The sequence below is a fragment of the Sinomonas cyclohexanicum genome (genome assembly GCF_020886775.1).
Classification (GTDB): Bacteria; Actinomycetota; Actinomycetes; order Actinomycetales; family Micrococcaceae; genus Sinomonas; species Sinomonas cyclohexanicum.
Genome location: NZ_AP024525.1, coordinates 4,265,679 through 4,284,238, shown reverse-complemented (window position 1 = coordinate 4,284,238; position 18,560 = coordinate 4,265,679). Strand labels below are relative to the sequence as shown.

The 18,560-nt window shown below is 71.5% G+C and carries 17 protein-coding genes and 1 pseudogene; 8 read left to right on the top strand and 10 right to left on the bottom strand.

The window, feature by feature from the left end:
- Nucleotides 1–62: 62 nt before the first annotated feature.
- The 3 genes from SCMU_RS20100 to SCMU_RS20090 form a co-directional block, all read right to left on the bottom strand.
- On the bottom strand, nucleotides 63–377 hold the full coding sequence (locus tag SCMU_RS20100; protein ID WP_229230841.1) for a muconolactone Delta-isomerase: 315 nt from the start codon (nucleotides 375–377) through the stop codon (nucleotides 63–65).
- A gap of 2 nt (nucleotides 378–379) precedes the next feature.
- Nucleotides 380–1,135 (bottom strand): alpha/beta hydrolase, encoded by a 756-nt coding sequence (locus SCMU_RS20095; protein ID WP_229230840.1) that lies wholly within the window; start codon nucleotides 1,133–1,135, stop codon nucleotides 380–382.
- Nucleotides 1,136–1,208: 73 nt separating this feature from the next.
- On the bottom strand, nucleotides 1,209–1,913 hold the full coding sequence (locus SCMU_RS20090; RefSeq protein WP_229230839.1) for a DUF4386 domain-containing protein: 705 nt from the start codon (nucleotides 1,911–1,913) through the stop codon (nucleotides 1,209–1,211).
- A gap of 132 nt (nucleotides 1,914–2,045) precedes the next feature.
- Here SCMU_RS20090 and SCMU_RS20085 point away from each other — a divergent pair, with 132 nt between their 5' ends.
- From SCMU_RS20085 to SCMU_RS20075, 3 genes are all read left to right on the top strand, one after another.
- Entirely contained in the window at nucleotides 2,046–2,762 is a 717-nt protein-coding gene (locus tag SCMU_RS20085) for a TetR/AcrR family transcriptional regulator (RefSeq protein ID WP_229230838.1), read from the top strand.
- A gap of 53 nt (nucleotides 2,763–2,815) precedes the next feature.
- Nucleotides 2,816–5,683 carry an FAD-binding and (Fe-S)-binding domain-containing protein gene (locus SCMU_RS20080; RefSeq protein WP_229230837.1) on the top strand — a complete coding sequence of 956 codons (2,868 nt, stop codon included), beginning with the start codon at nucleotides 2,816–2,818 and terminating at the stop codon, nucleotides 5,681–5,683.
- 116 nt (nucleotides 5,684–5,799) lie between these two features.
- A complete protein-coding gene (locus SCMU_RS20075) occupies nucleotides 5,800–7,614 on the top strand; it encodes an FG-GAP repeat domain-containing protein (RefSeq protein ID WP_229230836.1) in 1,815 nt (604 codons plus the stop codon).
- An 89-nt stretch (nucleotides 7,615–7,703) separates the two neighbouring features.
- Here SCMU_RS20075 and SCMU_RS20070 read toward each other — a convergent pair whose 3' ends face one another.
- From SCMU_RS20070 to SCMU_RS20060, 3 genes are read right to left on the bottom strand one after another with little or no spacing between them, the layout of a single operon-like run.
- A complete protein-coding gene (locus SCMU_RS20070; protein WP_229230835.1) occupies nucleotides 7,704–8,276 on the bottom strand; it encodes a DUF1254 domain-containing protein in 573 nt (190 codons plus the stop codon).
- On the bottom strand, nucleotides 8,273–8,947 hold the full coding sequence (locus tag SCMU_RS20065) for a DUF1214 domain-containing protein (protein WP_229230834.1): 675 nt from the start codon (nucleotides 8,945–8,947) through the stop codon (nucleotides 8,273–8,275). Before SCMU_RS20065 ends, SCMU_RS20070 begins: the two co-directional genes overlap by 4 nt.
- A 7-nt stretch (nucleotides 8,948–8,954) precedes the next feature.
- Complete coding sequence (locus tag SCMU_RS20060) at nucleotides 8,955–9,458, bottom strand: LysM peptidoglycan-binding domain-containing protein (RefSeq protein WP_229230833.1); 504 nt, start codon at nucleotides 9,456–9,458, stop codon at nucleotides 8,955–8,957.
- A gap of 112 nt (nucleotides 9,459–9,570) precedes the next feature.
- Here SCMU_RS20060 and SCMU_RS20055 point away from each other — a divergent pair, with 112 nt between their 5' ends.
- Nucleotides 9,571–10,281 carry a hypothetical protein gene (locus tag SCMU_RS20055; protein ID WP_229230832.1) on the top strand — a complete coding sequence of 237 codons (711 nt, stop codon included), beginning with the start codon at nucleotides 9,571–9,573 and terminating at the stop codon, nucleotides 10,279–10,281.
- A 13-nt stretch (nucleotides 10,282–10,294) separates the two neighbouring features.
- Entirely contained in the window at nucleotides 10,295–11,266 is a 972-nt protein-coding gene (locus SCMU_RS20050; protein ID WP_229230831.1) for a CapA family protein, read from the top strand.
- 129 nt (nucleotides 11,267–11,395) lie between these two features.
- Here the strand turns inward: SCMU_RS20050 and SCMU_RS20045 are convergent, their stop codons facing one another.
- From SCMU_RS20045 to SCMU_RS20030, 4 genes and pseudogenes are all read right to left on the bottom strand, one after another.
- The gene (locus SCMU_RS20045) at nucleotides 11,396–11,905 is read right to left on the bottom strand and encodes a hypothetical protein (protein ID WP_229230830.1); all 510 of its coding nucleotides are present in this window, start codon (nucleotides 11,903–11,905) and stop codon (nucleotides 11,396–11,398) included.
- A gap of 85 nt (nucleotides 11,906–11,990) precedes the next feature.
- Nucleotides 11,991–13,133: pseudogene (locus SCMU_RS20040) on the bottom strand (alkaline phosphatase); the annotation flags it as partial.
- 159 nt (nucleotides 13,134–13,292) lie between these two features.
- Nucleotides 13,293–14,687: an IS1380 family transposase gene (locus tag SCMU_RS20035; protein ID WP_229229277.1), complete on the bottom strand. Its 1,395-nt coding sequence runs from the start codon at nucleotides 14,685–14,687 to the stop codon at nucleotides 13,293–13,295.
- Between the two features lie 80 nt (nucleotides 14,688–14,767).
- Nucleotides 14,768–15,163 (bottom strand): alkaline phosphatase, encoded by a 396-nt coding sequence (locus SCMU_RS20030; protein ID WP_229230828.1) that lies wholly within the window; start codon nucleotides 15,161–15,163, stop codon nucleotides 14,768–14,770.
- A 288-nt stretch (nucleotides 15,164–15,451) separates the two neighbouring features.
- Here SCMU_RS20030 and adh point away from each other — a divergent pair, with 288 nt between their 5' ends.
- The 3 genes from adh to SCMU_RS20015 all read left to right on the top strand — a co-directional run bounded on the left by adh (nucleotide 15,452) and on the right by SCMU_RS20015 (nucleotide 18,543).
- Nucleotides 15,452–16,975 (top strand): aldehyde dehydrogenase, encoded by a 1,524-nt coding sequence (adh, locus tag SCMU_RS20025; protein ID WP_229230827.1) that lies wholly within the window; start codon nucleotides 15,452–15,454, stop codon nucleotides 16,973–16,975.
- A 117-nt stretch (nucleotides 16,976–17,092) separates the two neighbouring features.
- Nucleotides 17,093–18,115 (top strand): alcohol dehydrogenase AdhP, encoded by a 1,023-nt coding sequence (gene adhP, locus SCMU_RS20020; protein ID WP_371829615.1) that lies wholly within the window; start codon nucleotides 17,093–17,095, stop codon nucleotides 18,113–18,115.
- A gap of 2 nt (nucleotides 18,116–18,117) precedes the next feature.
- Entirely contained in the window at nucleotides 18,118–18,543 is a 426-nt protein-coding gene (locus tag SCMU_RS20015; RefSeq protein ID WP_229230825.1) for a DUF779 domain-containing protein, read from the top strand.
- Nucleotides 18,544–18,560 lie beyond the last annotated feature (17 nt).

The window sequence follows — 18,560 nt, the reverse complement described above, 5'->3', positions numbered from 1 at the left end:
CTTGCCGGAAGCCCCCGGGGCACGGATAGTCTGGAAATACGGGAGGGATCACCGGATCGCGATCAGGCCGACGTGCCTGGGGGCAGATCCGGTTCGGGCGGCGGCGCCTGCTCTTGCGGGTGCGTGGCCAACGCCTCGACGGTGATCACCTGCCACTGGAACGTGGGCAGCCCTGAGAGCACCTCGTGGAGGACTGTCGGATCCTCCGCCTCGTACCACCCGATAGCCGTGCGGGTGCCCGGGACGCGCCACAGGCGGCGGAGGATCCCGCGGTCGCGCAGCTGCCGGGCATACTCCCTTTCGGCGGCCTTGATGCGAGCTGCCTCGTCGGCCGGCAGCGCCGGCATGCGGTTCTCCTGCCTCACGAGGAATTCCATGGCTACCTCCTCGCTTCCCCGAGCACCGATGCCACCGGTCCGCGTTGGAGAAGGTGCTGCGCGAGAAGCTCCGGGTCTGTGACGAGGACCTCGTGATCGGCGTCGAGTTCGACGACGGACCAGCCCGCCTCGGCCGCCCGTCGGGCGAAGGGGGCGAACGGAGTGCGCCAGCCCGAGCAGAGCAGGTAGTCCCCGGTGAACGGCAGGTCGGCCAGGCCGCGCCCGATCGCATCCATGTAGGTCTTGGCCGGCTGGGGGGTGAGCCGCGGGGTGAGCTCGTCGATGACCTGCTGGTCGGTGACGCCGAGGTTCCCGACGGGTCGCGGGTCGATCACGAGGCCGTCGTTTGCCTGTGCCGACTCGAGGTAATGGGCCGCGGCGTGCTCGGGGAGGAGTCTGATGGCGGCCTCGCCCGCCTCCGGCAGGAAGCCGTCGACGATGACGAGCCGCTGGATCCGGTCGGGGATCTCGGCCGCGACTCCGGTCACGACCATCCCTGCGTAGCTATGGCCGACGAGGATGACGTCGCGGAGGCCCTCGGTCTCGATCACCGCACGCACATCCGCGATGTGGGTGGCGAGCCCCACCGTGGGGGCGAGCAGATGTGCCCTGTCGCCGAGGCCCGTCAGGGTCGGGGTGAAGACCCGGGCCCCGGCGGCCACCAGGAGCCGCTCGACGGGCCGCCAGCACCACGCTCCGTGCCATGCGCCGTGGACCAGCACGTACGTGTCCTGGTTCTGTGGCTGGTCCTGTCCCATAGTTCCGTTCCCCTTTGCTCGTCGCAGCGGCCGATGAGGCGAAGCATCGCGGGAGCAGCGATGCCCCCCGGGGCTAGGCTACGAGGAGGTTCTGCCGCGCGGCTACCCGGGCGAGGGCTGCGGGGCGGAACCCGCGGATGATCAGGTAGAGGGCGAGGCTGACCTCCCACGCGAAGATCGGGATGACGGCGAGGCCGGCCCAGCCCGGCGCCTGGGGCGTGAGCGTGAACAGCTGCGCGGCGTTGAGCACGAACACGAGCGGGGCGCCCACGAGTCCGAGGACCGGGATCGCGCGCGGGACGAGGCCCGAGCGGAAGAGGACGATCGCCAGCACGGCGGTGTTCGCCGGGCAGATGAGACCGGGGCCCACGGTGAAGGTCCAGTTGTGCACCGCCGCGAGGGCCTGGACGAGCCCGGCGCTGCCCGCATCGCCGGCGTTCTGGGCGATCGCCACCGCCGCCACGAGCGGCGTGACGCCGACGGCGATGACCCCGGCCTCGAGCGTGCGCAGCGCCGCGTAGCCCAGGGCCATCCCCTCGCTGATCCGCCGGACCACCGGGAAGAAGGCGACTCCGGTGCCGACGATCGCGATCGCGAGGATCACCTCGAGCAGGGCGCCGGCGAGGGCCGAGCCGCTCGCGCCGGGGGTCGCGAGGTAGCTGCCGTAGGAGGCGTTCGCGAGCACCGGGCCGTAGAGCAGCATGCCCCCGACCGAGGTGACGTGGGTGATGAGGAAGAACGTGCCGATGGCGATCGCCGTGCGACGTGTGGAGGCCATGGGGACCGAGTCCTTGTGCTGGGGAGTGGTGGGTTCTTGGTTCTCATCGAAGGTGTACGCCGTACACCTTCGATCAATTCAACGGTAGGTGTACGCTGTACACCTGTCAATGGTCTCGAAGGAGCCGGATTCATGGCGTCACGCGGAGAAGCCGGGCGGCGGGTGCCGCTCAATCGCGAGAGGGTGCTGCGCGCCGCCGTCGTGCTCGCCGACGCCGAGGGGCTCGAGGCGCTCAGCATGCGCAGGCTCGCGCAGGCGCTCGGGGTTGTTCCGATGGCTCTGTACAAGCACGTGGCGAACAAGGACGAGCTGCTCGCCGGGGTGGTCGACGCGGTCCTCGGCGAGATCGAGCCCGCGCAGAACGGCCCGGACTGGTCGGCGAACGTGCGCCGCCGAATCCTTTCCGCCCGGGCGGCCATGCTCCGGCACCCGTGGGCGCGGCGCGTCATGGAGGCCCAGGCCGCGCCGACTCCGGTGGTGCTCGCCTACATGGATTCCACGATCGGCATGTTCCTCGCCGGCGGCCTGTCGGTGGACCTCGTCCACCACGTCATGCACGCGCTCGGCAGCAGGATCTTCGGCTTCACGCAGGAGCTCTACGAGACGAGCCCGACGGCGGCCGCGGACCTCCCGCCCGAGGCCGCGGCGCGCATGGCGGCGGCCCTTCCCGGCATTGCGGCCGTCGCCGCGAGCCGGCCGCACGATCCGGACAGCGTCGTGGGGCCCGGGTGCGATGACCAGTTCGAGTTCGAGTTCGGGATCGACCTCATGCTCGCCGGCGTCGAGCGCCTGAACCGGGGCGGCTGGCGCTCCGCCGACCACGACCGCGAGGACGCCTCGGTGATCTGAACTCCCGGGCCCGCGGCCTGTGCACTGCGGCGGATCCGGGGTAGCAATGGACCATGAGGTCCCAGCGCTCCGGGCAGAAGGCCATGAGCTCCCTCGTCGACGAGCTGCGCCGCACCGTCGACGCTGAGGTCGACGACTCGTCCCTCGCCCGCACGCTCTACTCCTCGGACGCGGCCAACTACCGGGTGGTGCCGGGCGCCGTCGTGCTCCCGCGCACCCGGGAGGCGCTCGTCGGCACGGTCGACGCCGCTCGGAGGCACGGCGTCCCCGTCACGCTCCGCGGCGGGGGCACCTCGATGGCGGGCAACGCGGTGGGCTCGGGCCTCGTCATCGACACGTCGCGGCACCTCAACCGCATCCTCTCGGTGGACCCGGAGGCGCGGACCGCCACCGTCGAGCCGGGCGTGGTCCTCGCCGACCTCCAGGCCGCCTGCGCGCCGTACCGCCTGCGCTTCGGCCCGGATCCCGCCAGCGGAACGCGCGCCACCCTCGGCGGGATGATCGGCAACAACGCGTGCGGCGCCCACGCCATGTCCTACGGCCGCACTGCGGACAACGTGCTGTCCCTGACCTGGCTCACCGGCACGGGGGAGGTGGTCACCGCCTCATCAGGCGCGGGCGCGCTGGACGCCATCCCCGGTCTCCGGACCCTCGTGGACGCGCATCTGGCCGTGCTGCGCACCGAGTTCGGCCGGTTCCGCCGGCAGGTCTCGGGCTATTCGCTCGAGCACCTGCTCCCCGAGAACGGTCCCAACCTCGCCGCAGCCCTCGTGGGCACCGAGGGGACGTGCGGAGTGCTCCTCGAGGCGACGCTGCGGCTTGTGGAGCGCGCCGAGTCGCCCGCGCTCGCCGTCCTCGGCTACCCGGATCTGGCCTCCGCGGCAGACGACGTGCCCAACCTCCTGCCCTTCCGCCCCCTCGCGCTCGAGGGCCTCGACACCCGCCTCCTCGACGCCGTCCGCGAGGCCAAGGGCCACGACAGCGTTCCCGACGTCCCGGATGGCGGCTGCCTCCTGCTCGCCGAGGTCCCCGGGCGCACGCCCGAGGAGGCCGCCGACGCTGCGCGGGCGCTCGCGGACGCCGCCGCCACGGACCAGACGCGCGTCCTCGCCGCCGGCGCCGAGGCCAGCAGGCTGTGGGGCATCCGCGAGGACACCGCCGGCCTCGCGGGCCGCACCCAGGCCGGGCACCCGGCCTGGGGAGGCTGGGAGGACTCGGCCGTCCCGCCCGAGCACCTCGGCGACTACCTCCGCGGCCTCACCGCCCTCATGGAGTCCGAGGGCCTCGACGGGATGGCGTACGGGCACTTCGGCGACGGCTGCGTGCACCTGCGCCTCGACTTCCCCCTCGACCTCGGCGGCGCAGGCATGCGCCGCTTCCTCGAGCGCGCTGCGCGGCTCGTCGCCGAGCACGGCGGCTCCCTCTCGGGCGAACACGGGGACGGCCGCGCGCGCTCCGAGCTCCTCCCCGCCATGTACAGCGCGCAGGCGCTCGCGGTGATGGCCGAGTTCAAGGCCCTCCTCGACCCCCGGGACACGCTCAACCCGGGGATCGTGGTGCGCCCCGCGAAGGTCGACGAGGACCTCCGCAGGCCCGCTGCCGCCGAACTCCACGCCGGCGCTGGCTTTGCGTTCGCCGAGGATGGCGGGAGCGTCACGCAGGCACTCCACCGGTGCGTGGGCGTCGGGAAGTGCCGCGCGGACCTGCGCGGGTCCGGAGGATTCATGTGCCCCTCGTTCGTCGCGACGCGGGACGAGAAGGACTCGACCCGCGGCCGCGCGCGGGCCCTCCAGGAGATGCTCAACGGCGGCCTCGTCCAGCTCGGCTGGCGCTCGCCGGAGGTCCACGCGGCCCTCGACCTGTGCCTGAGCTGCAAGGCCTGCGCCACCGACTGCCCCGCCGGCGTCGACATGGCCGCGTACAAGTCGGAGACCCTCTACCGCGCGTATCGCGGCCGTCTCCGCCCGCGCAGCCACTACACGCTCGGCCGCCTCCCGCAGTGGCTGCGGCTCGCCGCGCCGTTCGCGCCGATCCTCAACGTCGCCGCCCGCGTCGGGTTCCTGCGCACGACGGCGCTCGCGGCCATGGGCGCGGACCCTCGCCGCTCGCTGCCCCGCCTCCCGAGGGCGCCGTTCCGCTGGGAGGCGGCCGCGCGGCGTCGTGCCTCTGGGCGGCGCTCGAGGTCGGCGGCCGAGGGCGCGCCCGGGGTGGTGCTGTGGGTCGACACGTTTTCCGACGCGCTGGACCCGGACATCCCGCGCGACGCCATCGCGGTGCTCGAGGCCGCAGGGTGCGCGGTGGAGGTGGCCGGGCCCGGCGCATGCTGCGGGCTCACGTACATCTCCACCGGCCAGCTCGACGCCGCCCGCGCCCGCCTGCGCCGGACCCTCGACGTCCTGGTCCCGCACGTGCGCGCAGGCCGCACGGTGGTGGGACTCGAGCCGAGCTGCACGGCGACGCTCCGCTCGGACCTCGCCGAGCTCCTGCCCGACGATCCCCGCGCCGCCGAGCTCGCGGGCTCGGTCAAGACCGTCGCGGAGCTCCTGACGGGGATCGGCTGGCGGCCGCCGCGCGTCGGCCTGAAGGTGCTTGCCCAGCCCCACTGCCACCAGCACGCGGTCATGGGGTTCGACGCCGACCTCGCGCTGCTTGAGGGGGCCGGGTGTGACGTCGACGTCTCCGCCGGGTGCTGTGGCCTTGCCGGGAACTTCGGCATGGAGGCGGGGCACTACGAGGTGTCCGAGAGGATCGCCCAAGGCGGGATCCTCGCGAAGGTGGGGCTGTCCCCGGACCGCACGATCCTCGCGGACGGGTTCTCGTGCCGCACCCAGATCCGCGACCTCGCCGGCCTCGAGGGGCGGCACCTCGTGCAGGTGCTGGCGGAGGCGCTGCGGGAGGGGGCCCGGCGGGGCGGTGCCTAGCCCGCTGTCGGCCCAGCCCTTCGCGCAAGAGTGTCGGACCGGATCGCTAGAGTCGTCGGTGTCGCATCCTTTCCGGCCTGGCCCGCACAGCCCGGCCGCTCAGTCTTAGGGGACCAATGTTGTCTGTCATCGCGCGCCCAGGCGCGCCCACGCGCGTGCGGCGCCTCGCCGCCGTCGTGCTTTCCGCGCTGGTCGGCGCCGCGCTGCTCGCCCCGCCGGCCCACGCCGCGGATCCCGAGCCGCCCTTCCTGACCCTCATCCAGCCGCCGGCGGAGGCCGTCGTGCCGGGCCAGCCTTCCGTGGTGACCTTCGCCGCCTCGCAGCCTGTCAGCTTCGCCGTCTTCTACTACCAGGACGTCTACACGCGGGAGACGGTGCGCGCCGAATGGAGCGGTCCGGGCACCACCACGGCCTCCGTCGCGCCGATCACGGCGTCAACGTTCTCCACGGCCGGCACGCACCAGCTCACCGACGTCTACGTGGCAGGCGGCGGCCTGTCGCGCATGGTGCACCGTGGTGCCGAGCCCGCGGGCAGCGCACCGCTGAGCTCCGGCGACCTCCAGGTCGACAACCCGAACCCGACCCCGTACGACTTCGCCCCGTATGAGCCCGTGATCAAGGAGGAGCGCGTCCCGGGCCTGCGGCTCTCCATCGCGAATCCCGCCCCATGGCCCACGGGCACCACCGTCGCCTACCAGTGGAACAGCAACGGCCAGCCGATCCCGGGCGCGACGGCCCCGGACTACGGCCTGGGTCTGTCCGAGGTCGGGACGATGATCAGCGTGACGGTCTCGGCCACGGCACCGGGCTTCCGCCCCGGCACGTTCACCTCGGCCGCCTACGGCCCGGCGGCCCGGACGGTGGAGGTCCCGCGGATCGTCATGGCCGGCAACCCGGCCGTCGGGGGCATCCTCCGCCCCGAGTTCGGTTCTCCGGTCCCGCCATCGGCCATTCCCGCGGGCGGCAGCCCCTCCTACGCATACGTGTGGAAGCGCGACGGCGCAGCCATCCCGGGCGGGGACAAGCCCCAGTATGCCGTGACGGCCGACGACGTGGCCCACGTGCTCAGCGTCGACTTCACCCTCTCCTACGACGGCGGGATCTCCAGCAAGACCGTGACGACGCCCGGGGTCCGGGCCCGGGCCGCCGCCCACACGAGCGGTTTCGACGCGGACGGCAGGGCCGACGTGTTCGCGCGGACGGCGGACGGCACGCTCATGCTCTACCCGGGCGACGGGCGCGGCGGATGGCTTCCGGCCCGCGCGGTGGGCTGGGGCTGGGCGGGCTTCGACAAGCTGGTGGCCCCCGGCGACTTCGACGGCGACGGCGCAGCCGACGTGCTGGCGCGCGACGGGTCCGGCCGCCTCTTCCTGTACCAGGGCGACGGTGCGGGCGGCTGGAAGGGCGGCCGGCAGATCGGCTCCGGCTGGCAGGGGATGAAGGAGATCGTGGGCGCTGGCGACTTCACCGGCGATGGCTTCAACGACGTCCTCGCGCTCACGCCCCAGAACACGATCGTGGCCTACCCGGGCGACGGGCGCGGCGGCTGGCTCGCTCCCACGACAGTCGGCTGGGGCTGGGACGGCCTGGACCAGCTCATCGCCGCGGACATGGATGGCGACCTCCGCACCGACATCGTGGCCCGCGACCCCCAAGGCAGCCTGCGGCTCTTCCGGGGGAACGGCGCGGGGGGATTCATGATCAACCTCGACCCGCCCCGGATCGGCACCGGATGGAACTTCGCCCGGATCGGCACGGCGGGCGACTTCACCGGCGACGGCGACGCGGACGTCTTCGCGATCGACGGAGGGGGGACCCTCTCGATGTACTGGGGCAACGCCACCGTCAAGGGTCGCAGCTTGGTGGGGGACTACTGGAGCGGCCAGTCCACGGTCGGCTGGGGCTGGGGCGGGTTCACCGCAGTCTTCTAGCTCCCAGGGCGCTGCTCGCTTCCCCGGCGGTGCGGTGGGCGCACGACGGCGGGCGCCCACCCGCCGTCGTGCGTCACCGCCCTTGCGGGTCACCGCAGGGGCGAGAGCCGCAGCTGCTCCGACAACGCGTGGGCGGCGGGGATGTCGTCGTCGTCGTAGACGAGCACGCGCCCGATCACGAGTGCGCCCGCGACCGGCGCGCTGATCCGCGCCATGCCCTCCGGCACCCGACCCGCCCAGCCCGGCCCGGTCACGAGGTAGTCGCCCGCGCCGGTGCCCGTGGTGCGTTTGCCGACGTAGGCGAAGTTCGTGTTGGTCGAGGGGTTGGTGAACTGGACGCTGTAGTAGCGGCCCGCCATGTCCGGCACGTGCAGCACCTGAGGTCCTTGCGCGAGGTCAAGCCAGCCCACCGTCAGGAGGGTGTCCCGGTTCACCCCCGTCGAGGCGACGCGAGAGGCGGCTGCGGGGCCATGGAGCGGGTCGGCGAAGGAGGCCTCGGTCTGCGTGTACAGCGTGTTGAGGGGGATCGGGCCGCTTCCGAACCCCTTGACCAGGATGGCCCTCTTGAACACTGACAGCAGCAGCCGCGGCCAGAAGTGCAGGGACAGGAACCAGACCGCGATCGCGATGGGGAAGAAGACCGCCAGGTGCTCGAGCCTCACCGGGGGAGCACCTCCGCCGCGGTGACGGGCGGCACCCGGTAGGTGCCGTCCAGGATGGCCTTGCCCGGCTCGTACACCCGCAGCCACAGGATGAACCTGCCCGTCGGCGCGGGCAGCCAGTTGGACTCGAGCCCCTCCGGCGCGGCGTTGCGGAGGTGGACGTCCACGGAACCGTCGGCGTTCGGCACGAGCCCGGACCGGTCGCCGACGCTGTACCGGTTGAGGGGGTTGGGGACGAAGCGGTTCCGGGAGTCGCCCATGGTCAGCGACCAGAAGGCGTTGTTCGGCGGGAGGCCGCCCGGCGGGAAGTGCACCACGTAGTTGCGCTGCCCGCTGAGCGTGCGGCCCGCGCCGTCCACCGCGGTCCACCAGTACACGGCCTCCTCCGAGCTGTTCACCGGTCCGGGGAACAGCTGTGCGTTGGCTGCCCGGAGCAGGAAGCCGTTGCGAGGCTCGCCGAGGCCGAGCATGGTGGTCCAGCCGTTGACGCGAGTGGCCCGGACCCTCGCGACGACCTGCGCCGTGACGAACGCCGAGCCGTAGCCGATGAGGATGCCCTGGATGATGTCGCTGCTGATGCTCCGCTGGTGCGGGACCGCGATCAGGTTAACGATGAAGCCGACGCAGATCAGGCCGATGAGCGCCGTGAAGTAGGTCCAGATCCGGTTCACGGCGTCGTCATGCGAACGGTATGCGCAGCGCCTCGCCGGGGTAGATCACGTTCGGGTCGAACAGGATGTCCCGGTTCGCGGTGAAGATCCTCCCGTACTCGTTGGGGTCCCCGTAGAACTGCTGCGCGATCCCGGAGAGGGTGTCGCCCGGGACCACGGTGTGCAGCGTGAACCCCGAGTAGGTCCCGCCCATGAGCGTCCGGCCGAACGTCACGGGAACGGTGACCGACGCCGCGTTTTCCGGCAGGCCGCTCGGGTTGGTACCCTCGACCGTCACGGTGCCCTCTGGAGTGGTGGGCGTCCCGAGGCCGAAGGCGCTGTGGAACAGCGAGAACCCGTTGCCGCCGCCCATGAGGTTCGACTCGGCGACGATGTGCCCGGCGCCGTCGCGGACCACCACCGAGCCGTAGACGCCCTCGAAGGCGGAGCCGAGCCCGGCCACCACCACCTGGGCGCCGAGGATGTCGAAGGGGAGTGGGGTGCGGAGGCTGATCTGCGGCAGGATCGACATGCCCCCAGTCTCACGCCGAGAGGGTGTGCCCACAAGGGAGGCGCCACCGATTGCTCCGCGCCAGAGGCTATGGGCCTCCCCGCCCGCGAGCTGCGGAGCGCACACTGGTGGCATGGCGGAGAACGAGCCTGCTGACACCTGGAACCACGCCCTGGATGATCTGGTCGCACTGATCGACCACCCCCTTCCTGCTCTGGGGCACCGGATCGAGAACGGCTCGCAGGAGGACGTCGACGATGCCCGCGCCGTCGCCGTCGCGTGGGGCTGGCTCATGCGGACCAAGCGGACGGCGCAGGCCCTGCTCGGGCTGGACCGGCTCGGCTTCGGCGCCGAGGCGGCGCCGCTCGTATGCACGTTCGTGGAGCACGCGGCCCGTCTCCTGTGGGCGGCCCGGCGCGAACGCCCCGAGGCGGTCGAGATCCTCGTCGGCGTGCACTTGGACGCCGGACGCGGCCTGAACCAGGACGAGCTCGAGCTCCTCGGGGCCCTTCAGCACGAGCACCTCGGCCGCGCCCTCGAGCCGGACGGCGGATCCGAGCTGCTCCGCCTCTTCACCCGCGCGGAGCGCGAATCCCATCCGGGCACCGCCAGCGCGGCGGCGTACATCGAGGAATCCGCGGACCGCCACGCGTGGCTGCTCCGGCTGCTTCCCCGGGACCACGCGTCCGCGATGGACGCGCACGTCGCGGCCCTGCTCCTGCTGGCCTTCGAGGGCTATGTGCGGATCGCGGGCCTCGAGGTCCAGTTCGGTCCCGGGATCGACGCCCTGGGCGCCCGCATCGAGCTCCTCGCGGCCAACGGCAGGGCAGCGGCGGGCAGCTGAACGGGGCCGCGAGGTGCTGATCGCCCTGATTGGCGACGTCATGCTCGGCCGTCTGGTCGACGAGCGGCTGCGCACCACGGCGCCCGCCTCCGTCTGGGGAGACACGCTCCCTGTGCTCTCCCAGGCCGACCTCCGTCTCGCCAACCTCGAATGCGTCCTTGCCGCGGGGGGCTCGCCGTGGCCGGGGAAGGTCTTCCACTTCCGCTCCGCGCCGAAGAACGTCGCGTGCCTCACAGCGGCGCGCATCGATGCCGTGTCCCTCGCGAACAACCACACGCTCGACTACGGCCCCGACGCGATGCTCGAGGCGATCGCCCTGCTCGACGGCGCCGGGATCCGCCACGCCGGGGCCGGCGCGGACGAGGAGGCCGCGTGGGCGCCGACGTTCGTGCGCGCGGGCGGGCTCGACGTCGGCCTCGTCGCCTTCACCGACAACAGCCCGGACTGGGCGGCGGCCGGGGTGTCGCCCGGGGTCGCCTACGCGCCGGTGCTCCCGGGGGACCCCCTCACGCGGCGCCTCCGGCAGCTCGTCCGGGACACGCGCGGCGCCGTGGACGTCCTCATCGTCTCGGCGCACTGGGGCGGCAACTGGGGAAGGGACGTGCCGGGCGAGCATCGGGAGCTGGCCCACGCGTTGGTGGACGACGGCGCGGACGTCGTCTTCGGACACTCGCCGCACATCTTCCGGGGCGTCGAGGTCCACCGGGGGAGGCCGATCATCTACAGCGCAGGCGATTTCATCGACGACTACGCCATCGACCCCGCCGAGCGCAACGACCAGTCCTTCATCTTCATGGTCGACCTCGACGGGGCCTCGCCCCGGAGCCTCCGGCTCTGGCCCACGCTCATCAGGGATCGCCGCGCCGTCCTCGCCGGCCGTGCTGCCCGGCCCATCGCCGCGACGATGGAACGGCTCTGCGCCGCGCTGGGTACCCGGGCCGTGTGGGAGCCGGGGGACGGGTGCCTTGTCCTACAGCTGCGCTGACGGGCGCAGAGCGGCCACTCCCGCCGGTGAAGCGTGCACGCTCCTATGGTGGGACCCGCGCACGACGGCGGGCTGCGGCCCGTGCTCGAGGCGAGCCGTCGGCGTCGCGCGCTTCTCGGCGTCGTGCGCTTACTCGTTGACGAGAACGGGCACGCCGACCGCGGCGGACACGGCCTTCCCGGCGAACTCGGCCGGGACGGGGATGCTGAACTCCTCCGTCTCGCTCGGTGGGCCGGAGTGCTGGTGCCCGGCGTCGCCGTCGGCGTGGTGCTCGAACCGGGCAGTGCTGAGGAGCTGGCCGTCGGCGTCGTAGAAGCCCGCGACGACCACGAGCTCAAGCAGGTCGCTCACATCCGAGGTGATCCGGACGGCGCCCGCGACGTTGCGGCCGTCGAAGGCGAGGGCGTCCACCTCGAAGCGGTTGTCGAAGGGGCCGGTGGCACGGACGGCCTGACCCGGGTGGGGGTGCATCTGTGCGAGGGAGGGCAGGTCCGGTTCGCCCGTGGGGGCCGTGAGGCCGGGGAGCGTGGTCTGGACGGAGACCGGCCTGGGGGCGGGGTCGTCCCGGGCGGGGGCAGGGGCCGAGCAGCCGGCGACCAGCACGGCGGCCACGAGTGCGGGAAGGAGAAGGGGCTTCATGGGGGGTCCTGGGTGGAGGGCCGGCGGGGGCGGCTGGAGCCGACCCCGCCGGACGATCAGCGGATCGGAGATCCTAGGGGCGGCGTCAGCGGAGCTTGAGGGCGTCCGCGACGACACCGAACAGGTCGGTGTTGTCCACGGTGCCCTGCAGCTTCTCGGAGCCCGCGCCGTACGAGTAGACGGGGACGTCCGCGCCGGTGTGGTTGCCGGAGAGGTACGTCAGCCACAGGCTTGCCTGGGGCGAGCCGTCCTTGACGTCGGCCGGGTCGTCCGCGCTGCGGAAGGTCGCCGGGGCGAAGTTGTGCGGATCGTTCGCGCCGGCGCCGTTGACGACGCCGGTCGAGCGGGTCGCGTCCTTCGTGTTGCCGCTCGCGCGGGAGGGCGTGGAGTTGTTGGCGGTGTTGCCGCCGTCCACGTTCACGGGCGGGTTGGCGGCCTCGGCGTTCGTGAAGGAGCCCTTCTCGATGATGTTGAAGCCCGCGCACTCGTGGTCCGCCGTGACGATGACGAGCGTGTGCCCATCCTTCTTCGCGAAGTCGAGGGCGACGGCGACCGCGTCGTCGAACGCCTTGATCTCCTCGAGCGTCTGGGCCGCGTCGTTGGCGTGCGAGCGCTTGTCGATGAGCGCGCCCTCAACCTGGAGGTAGAAGCCGTTGCCCTTCGTGCCGCCGTTGCCGAGCAGCTCGATGGACTTCGTGGTCATCTCGGCGAGCGTCGGCTCCTTGGCCTCGGCCGAGCCCGGGTTGTCCTGCTTCGACTTCTCGACCGTGAGGTTGCCCTTGTTGAACAGGCCGAAGACCTTCTCGCCCTGCGTGTTGGCGAGATCAGTCTTCGTCGCGACCGTCTGGTCCTTCGGGGAACCGAGGACGTCGTAGCCCTGGTCCCGTAGCGCCTTCTCGTCCGCGGTGTCGAAGCGGCTCAGGCCGCCGCCGAGGATCACATCGGCCGTGCCGTTGCGGGCGATCTGCTTGGCGATCGGGGTGACGCGGACGTCATCGGTGGCCAGCTCCTTGCCGCCGGTGACCGCCGTGTCCTGGCAGGACTTGGCCGAGTACACGGGGCCCTGGCAGCCGCGCGCGAGGGCATGGCTCATCTGGCCCGCCGGGGTGGCGTCCGTGATCTCGGCCGTGCTGACGTTGCCCGTGCGGTATCCGGCCTGCTTGGCCATCTCCATGACGGTGGGGACCATCTGGCCCTTGGCGTCCACGCCGAGCGCGGCGTTGTACGTCTTAACCTCGGTCTTTCACGAGTCGGGTCGGGTGCGGGGCTATATGTCTTGATCGGGGCTGAGTGCTTGGACGTCGTCCGTTGGGTGCATGGGAGCGCCGGCTGGCGCTGCCGGTTGGCGGTTCTCCGGGTTCCTCGGGTCGTGGGCGGACAGGTTCGTTCAGGCTGGTTGTGGGATGGCGGCGATGTTGGCGAAGACCGCGACGATCGCTGCTGCCCAAGGCCAGGTCTCCGGGATCCGCAGCCGTCGACGGCGGGCGCCGTGGGTGAGGCGGGCCGGGACGTGCAGGAATCGATAGCGCAGTGCCTTGGGCTCGCAGGCGGCGAGCACCTTGGCGTCTCCGACCATTCCCACGAGCCTGGTCCAGGCCACGAGGTCCGCCGCGATGCCGGCCAGCGCCAGCCACGTCTGGTTGATGGCGAACTCGCGGGACGGGAACCGGCCCAGGCCGGTGTCCTTGGCGTGGCGGATGCGGTCCTCGACCCGGGCGTGGGCCCGGTGGCGGGCCTCCAGGAACGCCAGCTGTCCGCTCGTGGTGTTGGTCGCGAAGGCCTGGTAGCGCCAGCCGTCGGCCTCTTCGAACAGCGACAGCTGCGCGCCCGGGTGGGGGCGTTCGCGTCGGACGATGATCCGCATCCCCTCCGGCCACGCGGCCAGGTCGAGCAGCCCGGTGAGCTCGGCGACGTCGCCGCCTTCGCGCACCCCGCCGTCGGCGTCCAGCGCCGGGGTCCAGATCTGTTCGGGGACGTTGGCGATGGCGTGGCGGATAGGCTCGGTGACCGCGAACCCCACGCTGTACTCCAGGCTGCGCCCGCGGACCCTGCCCTGCTCGGTGAGCCAGTCCAGCAGGCGGTGGGAGGCCCCGGCGCCGTCGGAGCGGATCAGCAGGCGCCTGCGATAGGCGGCGGGGACCTGGCTGATCGCATCGGAGAGGACCGCGATGTGATCGGCTGCGGTGTTCGATCCGGCCTTGCCGGTGCGCAGCATGCCCGCGAGGAACTCGGAGGTGTTGTCGCACCAGACCCCGATCGGGTGGAAGCCGAAGGTCTTCTTGAATGTCGGGGAGGCCTGCTCCTTCTCGGAATGGGCCACCACGATCGTGGCATCCACGTCCAGGACCACCACGTCCTTGCCGAGGTCGGCGCCCGCGGCCCGGCTGGCCGGCACGCCGGCGGGGAACTGGGCCCACACGTGCCGGCGCGCGCGTGCCCGGGCGGCCTGGATCCGCTTCAGCCGCGACGGGGTGACCTCGTCCAGCGCCCTCCAGACGGTCGGGGGCGACGCGACCGGGCCGAGCACGTCAGCCTGATGCCTGAGGACATCGATGTCCGCGATCGCCTCCCCGCCACCGGCGATCATCACCGCCACGTCGGCCAGCACCCGGCCGCGGTCGTGGATCGGGGAGAAGGAACGGCGTGCCAACGCCTTGGACAGTCCAGCCGTGAGCCCGGACCGGTCCGCCATCAGACGCAACGCGACGCCACCCGAGTGGGCCACCACGCCGACACCGTCAGCGGACACGGACAGACCCGACGACCACAGAGTACGCTTCACCTACCGAGTGCTTTCTGCTGGGCAACCTGGGACCTTAGACAAGTCCAAGTTTCCCCCGGTCAGAGGGCACTTCGGTGTTTCTACGCGCCGATCAGGCCGCCGCCCCGTGAACGATCCGGGTTAACGCCCGAGGCCCACGCGGTCGCGGCCGAGGCGGAGTCGGTCACGTAGTTCGGGGCGAAGCCCGGCTGCCCCGGCTGCGCCGAGTTCTTCTCGGCCGCGTAGGTGCTCACAAAGCCGTGCGACGGCAGGGTCTCCATGACCATGCGGCCATCGGCACCGTAGAACCGCTCGCGTCCGGCGGTGACGTGGGTGCGGCCCATGCCGTCGCCCAACAGGTAGATGACGTTCTTGATGCGGCCGTCGTTGGCCGCCGGGGCGGCCGAGGCCGGCCCGGCCGTGCCGGCACCGACCGATGTGGCGATGATCGCCCCGACCGCGCAGGCCGAAGCGAGCGCAGCAATTGTGCGCTTCATGGTTCCCTCCAAGGTGCATGGTTCGGCGCCTGGATCGGCGTCGCGACCGGGACGGGTGTCCGGGCCGGGAGCCAGCCTTACCTAGCCCGGCGAACTTAAAGCAGACTGCGCGTTAACTGGGCACAGCCTGACAATCCAACGCTGTGACTCGCGCCACATCGTTGCAACCCGTACGCAACCCCCACGCTCCTACGCTCGCTTCAACAGCCGGTTCCACCACGACGGAGCCGGCAAAGGCTGGCACCACCGGCCGCAGGCCAAGCGCCACAGAGACAAAGGAGTTTCGCCATGACCGTCTACGCGTTCCCGGGTACTGAGGGATCCAAGGTCACGTTCAAGGACCGCTACGAGAACTACATCGGCGGCGAGTGGGTCGCCCCGGTGGGCGGGGAGTACTTCGAGAACGTCACCCCGGTCACGGGCAAGGTGTTCTGCGAGGTCGCCCGCTCGCAGGCCGCGGACATCGACCTGGCCCTCGACGCCGCGCACAAGGCCGCCCCCGGCTGGGGCAAGACCTCCGTCGCCGAGCGCGCCCTCATCCTGCACCGCATCGCGGACCGCATCGAGGAGAACCTCGAGATGCTCGCGGTGGCCGAGACGTGGGACAACGGCAAGCCCGTCCGCGAGACCCTCGCCGCGGACCTGCCCCTCGCCGTCGACCACTTCCGCTACTACGCCGGCGCCATCCGCGCCCAGGAGGGATCGCTCTCCCAGATCGACGACAACACCACCGCGTACCACTTCCACGAGCCGCTCGGTGTGGTCGGCCAGATCATCCCCTGGAACTTCCCGCTGCTCATGGCCACGTGGAAGCTCGCCCCCGCCCTGGCGGCCGGCAACGCCGTCGTGCTCAAGCCAGCCGAGCAGACCCCGGCGAGCATCCTCGTCCTGGCCGAGCTGATCGGCGACCTCCTCCCCGCCGGCGTCCTCAACGTCGTCAACGGGTTCGGCGTCGAGGCCGGCAAGCCGCTGGCCTCGAGCCCGCGCATCCGCAAGATCGCCTTCACCGGCGAGACCACCACGGGCCGGCTCATCATGCAGTACGCGTCCCAGAACCTCATCCCGGTCACCCTCGAGCTCGGCGGCAAGAGCCCGAACATCTTCTTCGACGACATCGCCGCGAAGGACGACTCGTTCTACGACAAGGCCCAGGAGGGCTTCACCCTCTTCGCGCTCAACCAGGGCGAGGTCTGCACCTGCCCGTCCCGCGCCCTCATCCAGGAGGGGATCTACGAGAAGTTCCTCGGCGACGTCGTCGAGCGGACCAAGAAGATCAAGCAGGGCAACCCGCTCGACACCGAGACGATGATCGGCGCGCAGGCCTCCAACGACCAGCTCGAGAAGATCCTGAGCTACATCGAGATCGGCAAGGCCGAGGGTGCCAAGGTCCTCACCGGCGGCAAGCGCGCTGACCTCGGCGGGGAGCTCTCCGGCGGCTACTACGTCGAGCCGACCGTGTTCGAGGGCAACAACAGGATGCGCGTCTTCCAGGAGGAGATCTTCGGCCCGGTCGTCTCGGTCACGAAGTTCTCCGACTACGAGGAGGCCCTCGAGATCGCCAACGACACCCTCTACGGCCTCGGCGCCGGCGTCTGGTCCCGCGACGGGAACACCGCCTACCGTGCCGGCCGCGACATCCAGGCCGGCCGCGTCTGGGTGAACAACTACCACGCGTACCCCGCGCACGCCGCGTTCGGCGGCTACAAGTCCTCCGGCATCGGTCGTGAGACCCACCTCATGATGCTCGAGCACTACCAGCAGACCAAGAACCTCCTGGTCTCCTACGCCGAGTCCAAGCTCGGCTTCTTCTAAACCACTGCACGAGGAGCAGCGCACGACGGCGGTGACTCGCCGCCGTCGTGCGCTTGCCCTCCCGCGCTTGCCCACCTGCTTCACCCCACCACCGCTGACATGCAAGGGAGCATGACCATGAGCACCACCTTCACCGCCGCCGTCGTCCACACGTTCGGCGACGAGCTCACCATCGACCAGCTCGAGATCCCCACCCCCGGCCCCGGCCAGGCGCTCGTGAAGCTCATCTCGAGCGGCGTCTGCCACACCGACCTCCACGCGGCCCAGGGCGACTGGCCCGTCAAGCCCAAGCTCCCGCTCGTCCCGGGCCACGAGGGCGTCGGCACCGTCGTCTCCCTCGGCGAGGGCGTCACCGACGTCGCCGTGGGTGACCTCATCGGCAACGCATGGCTGTGGAGCGCGTGCGGCACGTGCGAGTACTGCCGCACCGGCTGGGAGACGCTGTGCGAGTCGCAGCAGAACGGCGGCTACGGCGTGGACGGCTCGTTCGGCGAGTACATGCTCGTCGACACGAAGTTCGCCGCCCGGATCCCCGAGGGCTCGGACCCGTACGAGGTCGCGCCGGTCCTGTGCGCGGGCGTCACCGTCTACAAGGGCCTCAAGCAGACCGAGGTCCGCCCGGGCGAGTGGGTCGTCATCTCCGGTATCGGAGGGCTCGGCCACATCGCGGTGCAGTACGCCGTCGCGATGGGCATGCGTGTCGCGGCCGTGGACGTCGCGGACGAGAAGCTCGCACTCGCGCAGAAGCACGGCGCCGAGGTGACCGTCAACGCGTTCGCCGAGGATCCGGCCGAGGCCATCCAGAAGGCCACCGGCGGCGCGCACGGCGTCCTCGTCACGGCCGTGCACCCGGCCGCGTTCGGGCAGGCCATCAGCATGACCCGCCGTGGCGGGACCATCGTCTTCAACGGCCTGCCCCCGGGCGACTTCCCGGCCCCGATCTTCGACATCGTGCTCAAGGGCCTCACGATCCGCGGCTCGATCGTCGGCACGCGTCAGGACCTCGAGGAGGCGCTCGACTTCTACGCGCGCGGCCTCATCCACCCCACGTTCCACACGCGGGACCTCGAGGAGATCAACCAGGTCTTCGACGAGATGCACCACGCCAAGATCGACGGCCGCGTGGTCATCAAGTACTGATCATGGACATTGAGCCTGTTGCCACTGAGCCCGCTGCTGGCGCGGTACTTCAGGCCCGGCCGGTGCGCCCGGGGGAGGACTTCTCCCGGGTCGCGCTGACCGGACCGGCTCTCGCCCTCCTGGAGAAGCTCTGGGACCGGCATGGGCCGCTCATGTTCCACCAGTCAGGCGGCTGCTGCGACGGGTCCGCGCCGATGTGCTACCCCGACGGCGAGTTCATCACGGGCGACGCCGACGTGCAGCTCGGCGTCTTCGGCCTCCCGGGGCGCGGGGACCTCGGATTCTGGATGTCCCGCGAACAGTTCTCGTACTGGTCCCACACCCATCTGACCGTGGATGTCGTGGTGGGGCGGGGGAGCGGGTTCTCCCTCGAGGCGCCCGAGGGGAAGCGGTTCCTGATCCGGAGCGAGATCCTGGACATCCCGTAGGGCCGACCACGCGTCAC

What these genes read in the sequence shown, in the direction of transcription:
- SCMU_RS20015 (WP_229230825.1), top strand. Translation starts at nt 18,118, where the DNA reads ATGGACATTGAGCCTGTTGCCACTGAGCCCGCTGCTGGCGCGGTACTT.
- SCMU_RS20095 (WP_229230840.1), bottom strand. Translation starts at nt 1,135, where the DNA reads ATGGGACAGGACCAGCCACAGAACCAGGACACGTACGTGCTGGTCCAC.
- adhP (WP_371829615.1), top strand. Translation starts at nt 17,093, where the DNA reads ATGAGCACCACCTTCACCGCCGCCGTCGTCCACACGTTCGGCGACGAG.
- SCMU_RS20055 (WP_229230832.1), top strand. Translation starts at nt 9,571, where the DNA reads ATGGCGGAGAACGAGCCTGCTGACACCTGGAACCACGCCCTGGATGAT.
- adh (WP_229230827.1), top strand. Translation starts at nt 15,452, where the DNA reads ATGACCGTCTACGCGTTCCCGGGTACTGAGGGATCCAAGGTCACGTTC.
- SCMU_RS20030 (WP_229230828.1), bottom strand. Translation starts at nt 15,163, where the DNA reads ATGAAGCGCACAATTGCTGCGCTCGCTTCGGCCTGCGCGGTCGGGGCG.
- SCMU_RS20085 (WP_229230838.1), top strand. Translation starts at nt 2,046, where the DNA reads ATGGCGTCACGCGGAGAAGCCGGGCGGCGGGTGCCGCTCAATCGCGAG.
- SCMU_RS20060 (WP_229230833.1), bottom strand. Translation starts at nt 9,458, where the DNA reads ATGTCGATCCTGCCGCAGATCAGCCTCCGCACCCCACTCCCCTTCGAC.
- SCMU_RS20045 (WP_229230830.1), bottom strand. Translation starts at nt 11,905, where the DNA reads ATGAAGCCCCTTCTCCTTCCCGCACTCGTGGCCGCCGTGCTGGTCGCC.
- SCMU_RS20080 (WP_229230837.1), top strand. Translation starts at nt 2,816, where the DNA reads ATGAGGTCCCAGCGCTCCGGGCAGAAGGCCATGAGCTCCCTCGTCGAC.
- SCMU_RS20075 (WP_229230836.1), top strand. Translation starts at nt 5,800, where the DNA reads ATGTTGTCTGTCATCGCGCGCCCAGGCGCGCCCACGCGCGTGCGGCGC.
- SCMU_RS20090 (WP_229230839.1), bottom strand. Translation starts at nt 1,913, where the DNA reads ATGGCCTCCACACGTCGCACGGCGATCGCCATCGGCACGTTCTTCCTC.
- SCMU_RS20100 (WP_229230841.1), bottom strand. Translation starts at nt 377, where the DNA reads ATGGAATTCCTCGTGAGGCAGGAGAACCGCATGCCGGCGCTGCCGGCC.